This window comes from Flavobacterium sp. AC105 (assembly GCF_979258495.1).
In genome coordinates this window covers 5,220,833-5,231,933 of the sequence record NZ_OZ409860.1, presented here as the reverse complement: position 1 = coordinate 5,231,933, position 11,101 = coordinate 5,220,833, and the positions used below count along the sequence as shown (strand labels likewise).

Genomic DNA, 11,101 nt, shown 5'->3' with positions numbered 1-11,101 from the left:
TGCAAGAACCTTATTTCTCTTTCCCCTTCTTCCCCCATTTAATTTTCATTTTTCCTTTATCATCCAGCGCAACCAAATGCAGGACAATTCCGCGGTCGACGAACGGCGTCGCGTTCGGCTTGGGTGGCAAGTTTGGCGTCGTTTTTAGAATTTCGGAGCGGGATTGTGAGGGCGAGATTGGTGCCTCGGCCAAAGGAATAAATACCTTCGGCATCCAGATTGAGAACGCTGGAACTAATGGTTAGATTATTAACGTCGATTTGTTCTCCGCGCATGTTTAGGTTTCCGGATAAATCGCTGAACGTTATGTTTTGCACATCGCGAAACGGAAACGCAAATTTGCCAATTTTCATAATGGGTTCAAAGTTTAAAAGCGCGCCCTGAACAACATTAAAATCAAGTTTTCCGTGCATAGAATTGGTAATTAATTCGCCATTGCTATTTATTAAACCCGAAACATTTGCTTTGCTGCTAAGTTTTCCTTTGATATTATTTGGACTAAAAGACTGGATTCCGAAGTTGTTGAAGGATCGTAAAAAACTCGCAATATCAACCCGATTTACCTGCGCGTTTGAAGTGAAATTAAAGTTCTTGCCATTTGGTTCGACAACAGTGCTAAAATTGATGCTTCCGCCGGAAGTTTGCAGCGAACCGTTTTTGATAATAAGCCTGGAATCGATCATCTGGATTTCGGCTTTTGTGTTGGTTGCTGTCAATTTATTGTAGTTTATTTTGTCGGCTTTGATGTTGATATCGACTACGCATTTTTCGATGGCATTTCGTAATTGCTCGGACATTGTGGCTTTTTTGGCTGAAACTTTCTTTTTTTGAGTATTGGCTAAAACGCCTAGAAATTGTTTCAAGTCGATATTCGGACAATAAATATCCCAGTTTACGACCATTTTTTCTGGTGCGTCATAATATAAATTCAGGAAATTGTCGATTTTGCCTTCAAGATAAATGATGTTTTTATTGTGTTTGTAAGCGATTTTTTTGATTAATAATGCTTTTTCGGTAAAGTCGAGCTGAACGTTGATTTTTTCGGCATGAAGGTTTTTCGGAATAAAATGAAAAGATACATCCTGAACGTTTACATTACCAATAAATCGAGGTTTGGTGATGTATAAATTAACAATATCAAACTGAAATTTTAAGTTTGCCGTGGCGTGACCTTCGGTAAACTGAATCCATTTGTCGTTGCTTGCTTCGTTTAGTTTAGTAACATCAAAATCAGAACTTACATAACCGGTTGCCAAGGGTTTTTCGAGATTATTAATCGCCAATTGCGGAATTTTAAGCGGAACACCTTCGTAATTTCCATCAAAATGAGTTAATATAACTGCCGAATTAGCGTCATTATAACCTTCTTTCGGTTTAAAATTATTGGTAAAAATGCCTTTAAAATTGCAATCGGTAATTAATCCGTCCGGAATACTGAGTTCGTTGTTTTTAATAATGGCCTGAACTACAATTCTGGGATCTCCTTCGGCATTAAAATCGCCTTTTATATCGCAATTAACGTCGATTTCTTTTTTCAAATCAAATCGGTTAAGCTTAGAACTAATGTTTGCCGATAATAAATTGGATGCATTTTGCCATAAAATAGTAGTTCCGATATTGATTCCGAAAAGGGCATTTCCTTTGGCTAAATTGAAAAAAGCGGTAATATCAAAAGAATCTGTTCCTATTTTCAGGCCTTTGGTAACAACATCAATTTTTTCTTTTTCGGAAGAATACGAAACGGCAAAAGTTCCTTTAAGTTCTTTTTGTTTTGCAAAACTTCCGTGCACGGTATTAAAAGCTAAACTTGCTATTTGCGTGTCCAGAAAAACATAAGTTTGCCAATCATCTCCGTAATAATCTACTTTTGATTGCAGGGTTGCGACATCAAAATCAAACAATTTATGCCCAATTCGGTTGTCTAAAATAAAATGAACATTGTTGAGGTCGATTTGGTCAATTGTGGTTTCCCGATTTTCTTTGTCTTCGGGAGATTTTTTCTTTTTTGGTTTAAAAATATCAGCGTTCGAATAGCCATTTTCGGCTTTATAAACATAAATATTAGCGTCGTTGATGAGGATTTTATGAATGTTGATTTCGTTTTGCAATAAACTCCAAACGTTTAAACGTGCTTCAATTTCTTTGGCTTTCAATAAAGTATGTTTGTGCGTTTGCCATTGATTGTCTTTGATTTCGACATCTTTTAAGGCTAAAGTAAAATTAGGAAAACCAGTCAGGAATTTATATTGAAAATCGCCAATATGAAATTTTCCGTTGATATTCTCATTGATTTTTGTGTTGATTTTGGCGATGATTTCGGTTTTATTCCGATTAAAATAAAAAGACAATCCGCCGCACGCAATTAACAGCAATGCAATAAGTCCCAAGATGAAAAAACCAAAACGTTTGGCATATTTTTTAAAACCATCTGATAGCAAAAAGTTTTTTATTTTATGGAATGTGGCTTTCATCTGAACGAATTTTCTCAATCATTAAAGATAAGACAAAATTTGCTGTGATATTAAAATTTTGATTCTCAATTTATTACTCTGCAAAGGTTTGTGCGTAAAAGACTGGTTAATTGTATAGCAAATGACAATACATTTATAGTCAAAACTAATTTGCGAATGGTGTTTGATTGGTTTTTAATTTCTAAATTTGTACTCAAGTTTCAAACACATTAAAAATTGTTCCCTTGAACAACATTAGGGATAACTTAAATAAAATTATTATGGCATTAGCAATAACAGATGCTACTTTTGATGAAGTAGTTTTAAAATCAGATAAACCGGTAATGGTAGATTTTTGGGCAGCATGGTGTGGTCCTTGTAGAATGGTTGGTCCAATCATTGACGAACTAAGCAACGAGTACGCAGGTAAAGTAGTTGTTGGTAAGGTAGATGTAGATGCAAACCAGGAATTCGCTGCAAAATACGGTGTGCGTAACATACCAACCGTTTTGGTTTTTCATAACGGTGAAGTTGTAGGTAAACAAGTAGGAGTTGCTCCTAAACAAACTTACGCTGATAGTTTAGACGCTTTATTGTAATCGTAAGATTATGATTTATATAAAAAAGGTTTGGCGAAAGTCAAGCCTTTTTTATTTGTGGTTTTTTGCGACAGATATATAGATTAAAAGGGATTTTTTCTTGCCACAAATTTCACAAATTTCTGCGAATTATTTATTTTGATATTGCTTAAAAGGCTGTCACAGATTACGAAATCCTTTTAATCTGTGGCAAAAAAATTAAACGGAATTTTAAAGCACTTTAATTCGTGCTAATTTGTGAAATTTGTGGCAAACTTTAAAATAAAAGTGGTTCCTGAATCCGGTTTTGAACTGACTTCGATTTTGCAATTTATGGCTGTTGCCAAATCCCGAATTAGGTGTAATCCTAATCCTGATTTGATGCCGATAACTTGAGAATCGTCGTATAAAGCTTTAAATTGTTCCTGAGTTCCGCCCGATCCGTTATCTGTAATCGAGAGATAAGTTTGCTTGTTTTCCTGCCAGGCTGTCCAGGTTATTTTTGCGTTTTGCGTTTTTTCAAGTGCTTTTATGGCGTTTCCGGTAAGGTTTCTAATGATGGTTTTCAGGTAATTTTCATCGGTATTTAAAATGATATTTTCAGGATCTTCAAATGATATTTTTACGTTTTCGACGCTTGCAAAATGCTTTTGAGATTCTTCAAATAAAACCGAAATAGCTGTTTTTTGAAGATGCGGTTTAAAATTATCCATTTGTCCTTTGCTCCACAATAAAATATCTTCCATAGATGATAATAAATTTTCGGCTCCGGTAATCACTTTGGTCTGCATTCGCAAAGCTGTGGCTTCGTCTATAAGTTCCGGACTTTCTTTTTGAAGGTGTAAAAAATGGATTAAATTAGAAACCGGACTTCTTAAATCGTGATTTAAAATACCAAAAAATCGCGCTTTTGTTTTATTGGCTTCGTCTAATTCCTGATTTAAAAGCTGTAATTTCTGATTGGTTTTCTTTCTGTTTCGGCTCTGATTGAATAACAATAACAGAATAATTCCAACAAGTGCTAGTCCGCCAATAAGAAAGATTCGTTGCTTTTTGGCTTCAGCAATCTGAATGTTTTTGATTGTGTTTTGGGTTGAAAGAACTTTTATTTCCTGTCCTTTTGTTTTGTTTTGATAACGGGCTTCGGCATTTGCAATGTTTTTCTTGGCCGATTCCTGCATCATTTCGTCATTATACTTGGTGTAGATTTCGTTGTAATGAAAAGCTTCTTTCCAAAGTCCTAATGCGGCATAACTTTGAGATAGTTTTTTATTAATATTTACAAAGGATTCCTTGTCGTAGGTCAAAGCATTTTCTGAAGCTTTTTTGAGTGTTTCAATTGCTTTTTTATAATCTCCTTTTTCATACAAAACCCGTCCCATTATGGTATTTGCTTCCATAATTATATCGTCATCATTCGATTTTTGCGCAAATGAAACCGCTTTTTCTGCATAACTAAATGCGGTATTTGTTCTGCCTTCATTTGCATAATATTCGGAAACGCTCCGGTTGGCAAAACTTAAATTAAGAAATAAGGAATCTTTTTTAGAAGGGTAGGTATAGATTAGTTTATAATATTTTTGAACGCTGTCGATATTTTTTAAAGGAACAAAACACTGCAGATAATAATTGCAGGAAAAAGCACTGATATAAGGAGAAGTTTTTATAAATGGCTGTGCGTAATTTAAATATTCGATTGCCTTATTATATTGCTTCATTTTAGTGTAAGCGGCTGCAATCTGACTGTATGAAACGCCAATTGTTTCATCGTTGGCAACGGCTTTTTTAAGCAGTTTTTTATAATTAATCGCTTTAAGCTGATAACCAATAAAAGTTTCATATTCAGCATTATCAAGATAATATTCGCCTAAACTTCCGTAAAGGACAGATTTTGTATACGTGCTTTTTGTAGTGTCAACAACCTTTTTAATATAGGTTATTAATTGTTTTCGTTTTAAGGTTTCATTAAGCGCATAATAAGCATAACTAAGGCGCATTAAGGTAGAAGTTTCGTTTTTAAGATGTCGCGCCTTTTGTGCATATTTTAAGGCGAGTTCATAATTAACACAAGCTTTTTTATTCTGATTGTTATTAAATTCGTACGCATTTCCTTTTAAGAAATAAAATCTTGATTTGTAGGCAAGCTGATCTTTAGAAAGTTCAATTCCTTTTTGTGCGGCGATAAGGAGTTTAGGAAAATCGTCTGCATCTAAAACTTCATTTGTATATTTTAGCCAGACCTGAAGTTTTTCATTCTGAGTTTGATATCGTGCTAAATTAGGTTCCTGTTGCGCAAAAACAGAAAATGTTATGAAATGCAAAAACAAGAATCCTAAATTTTTCATGCAATGAAGTTTAGGTTTTCTTTATAACTTCTTCCAACCGGAATGGTAATATTATTGTTTAAAATAATTTCGGTTGAATTTATTTTCTGAATAAATTGCTTCTGAACGGCGAAACTTCTGTGAATTCTGATAAAAGACTGAAAGTGATCTTCTTTCAAAAGATTTCCGATACTCGATAAAACGCAATGTCTTTTTTTATCGGTAATAATCAAAGTATAATCTTTTAAAGCTTCGAGATATAAAATTTCGTGCAATTTGACTTTCGTTTGTTCGTGACCTTCTTTTATATAAATGGTATCACCGCCAATACTGGCTTCAAAAAGAGAAGCTTTGAGTTTTATTTCCATAAATTCTTCAATCCGGCTTACTGATTGTGCAAAGCGATCGAGTTTTAATGGTTTTACGATAAAATCGAGTGTTTCTATTTCAAAACTTTCTACGGCATGTTCCGGATGTGCAGTTATAAAAATGCAAACTGGAATCTCGAGCGCTTTTTTTCTAAACTCAATTCCGTTTAAACCTGGCATATCAATATCCAAAAATAAGATATCGACTTTTTCTTTTTCGATAAACGAAACCGCATCTTCAGCCGATTCAAAAACGCCCAAAATGTCCAGAATGGGAAACTTTTTGGCAAACGATAATACCGTAAGTCTGTCTATTTCGTCATCATCTATAATAATACAAGTGTATTTTTTGGTCATTGAAAGTGATTTTATGTCGTCTGTCTATTTAAAATGTTGTTTGTCTATTAGTGGTTTTTCGGCCTGTTTTATTGCTGCAAATTTGTCGTGTAATAATTCAGGAGATAAAAATAAACAATCTTTTTTTTCTGCTGTGACTTTTACAAAAATAAAGCTATTGAATTAAAAACGAACTATTTAAATTTTAAAACTAAATTATTTATGAAAACTTTCAAAATCATTTTTACCCTTTTATTAGTTGCTATTTTTACAATTTCATGCAGCAGTGATGACGGAGCCGACGGAACTAACGGAACAAACGGAGTTGATGGAGCGGCAGGACCAGCGGGAGCAGCCGGAACAGCAAATGTTATTTATAGCGCATGGTTAACGGCTCCGGCAGCAGTTGCAGAAACAGTTGACGGAACTTCTGGAATGTCTACAACGATTAATGCACCACAATTATCAGATGATATTCTTTCAAAAGGAACCATATTGGTTTATGTGTCTTTTGGGTCAGGAACTTATACAGTGCCTTATACATCTACAGCTGGCGGATTTGTGAATACAATTACGGCTATTTCTACGCTAAAGAAAATCAAATTATTCAGATTTAGACATGATCAGGGAGGAACTGTAAATCTTCCAACATCACTTAGCTGGAGATATATTTTGATTCCTGGCGGAGTTGCTGCTGCGACATCTAAAACTGCAAAAACAGATTATTCTAAAATGAGCTACGAAGAAGTTTGTGCGCATTTTAATATTCAGCAATAACATTCTAAAAGAAACCAACATATAAATCAAACCAATAAGTTGATTAAATCCAATAAATAACCAGTTAATTACAATTATTATGAAAGCTTTAAAAAACATTTTTATCATTTTATCAGTTGCACTTTTAGCAATTGCCTGCAACAATGATGACGACAAGGATAAGGTTACTTATGATTACGAAAACCCTCTAGATTTATACATGGCCGCATCAGGCTTTAGCCAAAAAGCAGTCGAACAAAAAAATGCAGGTATTTATGAATATGGTTTTAGTTTTAAACCAACTGTTACAGGCCAAATAAGTTCGTTTTTTGCAAAAATTCCGGATGTAAACACCGCTTTAAGAATTACTTTATGGGATGCCGCGACCAAAACAGTTATTAAATCTGAAACAATGAATATTTCTGTGGCAAATATGTCTTTCGAAAAAACCATTGTGCCTATTCTCCTTACTAAAGACAAAGAATATTTCCTGACCGTTAATAGCGATGACTGGATAAACAGAACAAAAACTGACGGATCTGCAACTACTTACCCTATCGTAGCCGGAAATATCACCATTACTGGATATGCCTATATATCGAGTACGGCTACAGAAACTATTTTCCCAACTAATGCGCGTAATACCTATTATGCAGGAGATATTAGTTTTAAATTTCAAAGAACGGAGTAGTTTTTTTTAAATAGTTTTGAATTAGTTAGGATAGGTTTGGCGGAAGTCAAGCCTATCTTACTTATTTTAGAATGCCAGGTTTTGAAGAACAGCTCTTTTTTACTTTTAAATGATTTAATCTTTTAATACATTTGAAAGATGAAGATCGAATCGGAAATAGAGAAAGTATCCAGTTTTCAGCACCTCGAAATGCTGGCCAATCAGGTTGTAGAAGGTTTTATATCCGGAATGCATAAAAGTCCGTTTCATGGCTTTTCGGCAGAGTTTTCGGAGCATAAAGTCTACAATGCCGGAGAAAGTACCAAGCACATTGACTGGAAATTATTTGCCAAAACAGATCGTTTGTACACCAAACGTTTTGAAGAAGAAACCAATTTACGCTGTCATCTTATTGTCGATAATTCGTCGTCAATGCATTATCCGGAACTAAAATCAGGTCAGCCTTTCTATGAAAAAAAGATTGGTTTTGCGGTTTTAGCCTCGGCAGTTTTAATGAATATCCTAAAGAAACAACGTGATGCCGTTGGATTAAGCGTTTTCTCGGACAGTTATGAATATTATGCTCCAGAAAAAGGAAGCGATCGCCATCATAGAATGCTGCTTAATAAACTGGAACAATTGTTAGAACAGCCAAAAGTCAAAAAAAGCACCGATACAATCACGTATTTGCATCAAATTGCAGAAAAAATGCACCGTCGTTCGATGATTATTTTGTTTACAGATATGTTTCAGTCAGAAGACGACGAAAAACTTTTTAATGCATTACAGCATCTTAAACACAACAAACATAAAGTAGTTTTATTTCATGTTGTAGACAATGAAACAGAACTAAAATTTGATTTTGATAACACACCAAGAAAGTTCATTGACTTAGAATCAGGCGAAGAAGTATCAATTTTTGCCGATAATGTTAAAGTTGAATACGAAAAACGAGCCGAAGAATACTTTAAAAAATTAGCTTTAACGTGTGCAAAGAACCAAATTAAGTACGTTCCGGTAAATGTTGGCGATAATTTTGAAAAAATATTGACTACATATTTAGTTGAAAAACAAAACTTTGGCTAACGAATTGAAAATTTATTCGATTTTTTTTATGAAAACACTTGCAGAAATGAAATTCTGTACTATCTTTGCAACCGCAATAACGCAGAGGTTTGGTAGTTCAGTTGGTTAGAATACATGCCTGTCACGCATGGGGTCGCGGGTTCGAGTCCCGTCCAGACCGCAATATTGGGAGAAGCCTTTCTTAACAGAAAGGCTTTTTTGCCCAAATACGGTATCTAAGATTAGTTGTGTTGTTTGCTACGACTTTGTAACTCGTAGCTGGTTTAGTAGTTAGACCAATGAAAAGCTTTCCACTTTTGTGGATGGCTTTTTTGATTTAAGACATATCGAGTTTACCGCAAAGAGCGCTAAGATTTACGCAAAGGTTCGCAAAGTTTATTCATAGCTTTGCGAACTTTTGTGGTTATAATGATTTATTGAATTGGATTTAAACATAGCCCGTGGTTTCAACCACGGGGATGCGGATTGTGATCATGATTGTGACCCCGTGGTTGAAACCACGGGCTATGTTTAGTAAGATGATGATATTTCTGTATGAAAAATCTTTGTCAAAGTTCGAAACTTTGACAAAGATCTGCGCATTTAATGGAAATTTGGTCCCGATGCTTTGGGATAAAAGATTGGAATTTAGCTTTTTAAAATTTTCTCAATTTTTATTCGCAAAAACCCTTGCAGAATCAAAGTTCTATTGTATTTTTGCACTCACAATAACGCAGTTGGTTTGGTAGTTCAGTTGGTTAGAATACATGCCTGTCACGCATGGGGTCGCGGGTTCGAGTCCCGTCCAGACCGCAATATTGGAAGAAGCCTTTCTTAACGGAAAGGCTTTTTTGTTTTTTTATATTTAACCGCAAAGTTCGCAAAGTTTTAATTAAGCTTTGCGAACTTTATGTTTTTGTATTTCAGCATAGCCCAAGATTTCAATCTGGAGAGCCGCATTAGATGGTTTATATTGGGCGAATGTTATTGGTTGTGGTTTGGTGGTCAGAGCAGAGTTGCAAAGATTTTTATTTTTAAAGCCACATATTGATAAGATTTAGAGGGTTTGTCTCTCGCAGATTTGGCAGATTGAGCAGATTGGATTTTTAAATAAGAAAATAAATAACCGTATAATCTGCCAAATCTGCGAGAGTAAAAAAACTTGCGCCTTGGCTCCGGATTGCTATCGGGATTGCGCGATTAAAAAAACCTTCGCGCGGCTCCGTAGAAAAGAAGTATCTTGCACCGTTAAAAATAAAATATACAATGAAGCAGCAATGTGTAATTTTTGATATGGATGGTGTAATTTGTCACACGAATCCGCATCATGTGAAGGCTTTCGAGGCATTTTTCGATAAATATCAAATTCCTCATTCGGAGCAGGAATTTGAAGAGCATATGTACGGAAAACATAATAGTTATATCATGACACATTTCTTCAAGCGTCCAATTGCGGGAGAAGAACTTACAAAGCTCGAAGACGAAAAAGAAGGAATGTTTCGCGAGATTTATAAAGATAAAGTCGAAACCATTCCGCATTATTTGGAATTTTTAAACGAATTAAAATCCCGTGGTTTTAAAACGGCTGTTGCAACATCGGCGCCACGCGCGAATCTTGATTTGATTATAAGTGTTTTAAATATCGCTGACAAAATGGATTCTATGATGTCTAGCGAAGACGTAACATTTCATAAACCAAATCCCGAAGTTTATCTGGAATCTGCCAAACGTGTTGGCGTTTCTCCGTCTGATTGTGTGGTTTTCGAAGATTCTTTTTCGGGCGTTACAGCGGGTTTAAATGCAGGAATGAAAGTAGTTGGCGTATTGAGTACACATACAAAAGAACAGCTTCCGTCATGTAGTTTTTATATAAATGATTATAGCGAAATAAATGTTGATAAAGTAATTGAATTATTAAATTCCAATTTCTAAATCCAAATTCCAAAACTGAGAGACCTTTGTGAAAGTTTAAAACTTTGACAAAGGTTTTTTTTACACACGGCTTGTCATTTCGAGGAACGAGAAATCCTCGCAAGTAACTCCGCAACGAGATTCCAATCTTTGTCGAGCTTCTCGCGAGGATTTCTCCCTTAGCTCGAAATGACAAACTAGAAGGGATTATTCTTCTTCCCAAAAGATTTTTTTATTATGCTCAACTAAAAACAAACAAATATTGCCTTTTTCATCTGCTCCTTTTTTTATATCAAAAATATAAGAACCTTTAGACTTTCTTTCTCTTTCTGTGCCGCACCAACTCCAATTAAATTGATTTAATCTTTTATTGTTTATTATTCCGCTAATTCGCTCGTATGGTAAACTACCATCAAAAAGGAAATTTTTAAAATCAATATATTCTGTTGAACTATTGCTTTCCAGGTGACCAATAAAAGTTCCGGCTATTACTAATGAGTCGAGATTTTCTCCTGTTTTGTTGTAGAATTTTGCGTGGAGGCTTCTGAAATTTACAAAACTGCATAAAACAAGAATGCTTAATGCTGAAATAATAAAGAGTTCTATTTTTTTGACTTTGGATAATTTCATTTTATAAGTATAT

At 34.8% G+C, this 11,101-nt stretch carries 9 protein-coding genes and 2 tRNA genes; 7 read left to right on the top strand and 4 right to left on the bottom strand.

Going from position 1 to position 11,101, the window contains the following annotated elements:
* Nucleotides 1-59 precede the first annotated feature (59 nt).
* On the bottom strand, nucleotides 60-2,471 hold the full coding sequence (locus ACZ0AH_RS21640; protein WP_463477809.1) for an AsmA family protein: 2,412 nt from the start codon (nucleotides 2,469-2,471) through the stop codon (nucleotides 60-62).
* Between the two features lie 233 nt (nucleotides 2,472-2,704).
* Here ACZ0AH_RS21640 and trxA point away from each other — a divergent pair, with 233 nt between their 5' ends.
* Nucleotides 2,705-3,049: a thioredoxin gene (gene trxA, locus ACZ0AH_RS21635; protein WP_463478129.1), complete on the top strand. Its 345-nt coding sequence runs from the start codon at nucleotides 2,705-2,707 to the stop codon at nucleotides 3,047-3,049.
* Nucleotides 3,050-3,279: 230 nt separating this feature from the next.
* Here the strand turns inward: trxA and ACZ0AH_RS21630 are convergent, their stop codons facing one another.
* Complete coding sequence (locus tag ACZ0AH_RS21630; RefSeq protein ID WP_463477808.1) at nucleotides 3,280-5,373, bottom strand: tetratricopeptide repeat-containing sensor histidine kinase; 2,094 nt, start codon at nucleotides 5,371-5,373, stop codon at nucleotides 3,280-3,282.
* Nucleotides 5,370-6,077 (bottom strand): LytR/AlgR family response regulator transcription factor, encoded by a 708-nt coding sequence (locus ACZ0AH_RS21625; RefSeq protein WP_463477807.1) that lies wholly within the window; start codon nucleotides 6,075-6,077, stop codon nucleotides 5,370-5,372. The genes ACZ0AH_RS21630 and ACZ0AH_RS21625 overlap by 4 nt, the downstream gene beginning before the upstream one ends.
* Before the next feature lie 201 nt (nucleotides 6,078-6,278).
* Between ACZ0AH_RS21625 and ACZ0AH_RS21620 the strand changes: the two genes are divergently transcribed.
* The 6 genes from ACZ0AH_RS21620 (at nucleotide 6,279) to ACZ0AH_RS21595 (ending at nucleotide 10,479) form a co-directional block, all read left to right on the top strand.
* Complete coding sequence (locus ACZ0AH_RS21620; protein ID WP_463477806.1) at nucleotides 6,279-6,833, top strand: hypothetical protein; 555 nt, start codon at nucleotides 6,279-6,281, stop codon at nucleotides 6,831-6,833.
* Between the two features lie 79 nt (nucleotides 6,834-6,912).
* A complete protein-coding gene (locus ACZ0AH_RS21615; protein ID WP_463477805.1) occupies nucleotides 6,913-7,503 on the top strand; it encodes a hypothetical protein in 591 nt (196 codons plus the stop codon).
* A 138-nt stretch (nucleotides 7,504-7,641) separates the two neighbouring features.
* Nucleotides 7,642-8,568 carry a DUF58 domain-containing protein gene (locus tag ACZ0AH_RS21610; protein WP_463477804.1) on the top strand — a complete coding sequence of 309 codons (927 nt, stop codon included), beginning with the start codon at nucleotides 7,642-7,644 and terminating at the stop codon, nucleotides 8,566-8,568.
* An 86-nt stretch (nucleotides 8,569-8,654) separates the two neighbouring features.
* A tRNA-Asp gene (locus tag ACZ0AH_RS21605) sits at nucleotides 8,655-8,728 on the top strand.
* A 558-nt stretch (nucleotides 8,729-9,286) separates the two neighbouring features.
* Nucleotides 9,287-9,360 (top strand) — tRNA-Asp (locus tag ACZ0AH_RS21600).
* A gap of 453 nt (nucleotides 9,361-9,813) precedes the next feature.
* A complete protein-coding gene (locus ACZ0AH_RS21595) occupies nucleotides 9,814-10,479 on the top strand; it encodes an HAD family hydrolase (RefSeq protein ID WP_463477803.1) in 666 nt (221 codons plus the stop codon).
* A 186-nt stretch (nucleotides 10,480-10,665) separates the two neighbouring features.
* On the opposite strand, the gene ACZ0AH_RS21590 is transcribed toward ACZ0AH_RS21595, so the two are convergent.
* A complete protein-coding gene (locus ACZ0AH_RS21590) occupies nucleotides 10,666-11,088 on the bottom strand; it encodes a hypothetical protein (protein WP_463477802.1) in 423 nt (140 codons plus the stop codon).
* Nucleotides 11,089-11,101 lie beyond the last annotated feature (13 nt).

What these genes read in the sequence shown, in the direction of transcription:
- ACZ0AH_RS21640 (WP_463477809.1), bottom strand. Translation starts at nt 2,471, where the DNA reads ATGAAAGCCACATTCCATAAAATAAAAAACTTTTTGCTATCAGATGGT.
- ACZ0AH_RS21630 (WP_463477808.1), bottom strand. Translation starts at nt 5,373, where the DNA reads ATGAAAAATTTAGGATTCTTGTTTTTGCATTTCATAACATTTTCTGTT.
- ACZ0AH_RS21625 (WP_463477807.1), bottom strand. Translation starts at nt 6,077, where the DNA reads ATGACCAAAAAATACACTTGTATTATTATAGATGATGACGAAATAGAC.
- ACZ0AH_RS21620 (WP_463477806.1), top strand. Translation starts at nt 6,279, where the DNA reads ATGAAAACTTTCAAAATCATTTTTACCCTTTTATTAGTTGCTATTTTT.
- ACZ0AH_RS21615 (WP_463477805.1), top strand. Translation starts at nt 6,913, where the DNA reads ATGAAAGCTTTAAAAAACATTTTTATCATTTTATCAGTTGCACTTTTA.
- ACZ0AH_RS21610 (WP_463477804.1), top strand. Translation starts at nt 7,642, where the DNA reads ATGAAGATCGAATCGGAAATAGAGAAAGTATCCAGTTTTCAGCACCTC.
- ACZ0AH_RS21595 (WP_463477803.1), top strand. Translation starts at nt 9,814, where the DNA reads ATGAAGCAGCAATGTGTAATTTTTGATATGGATGGTGTAATTTGTCAC.
- ACZ0AH_RS21590 (WP_463477802.1), bottom strand. Translation starts at nt 11,088, where the DNA reads ATGAAATTATCCAAAGTCAAAAAAATAGAACTCTTTATTATTTCAGCA.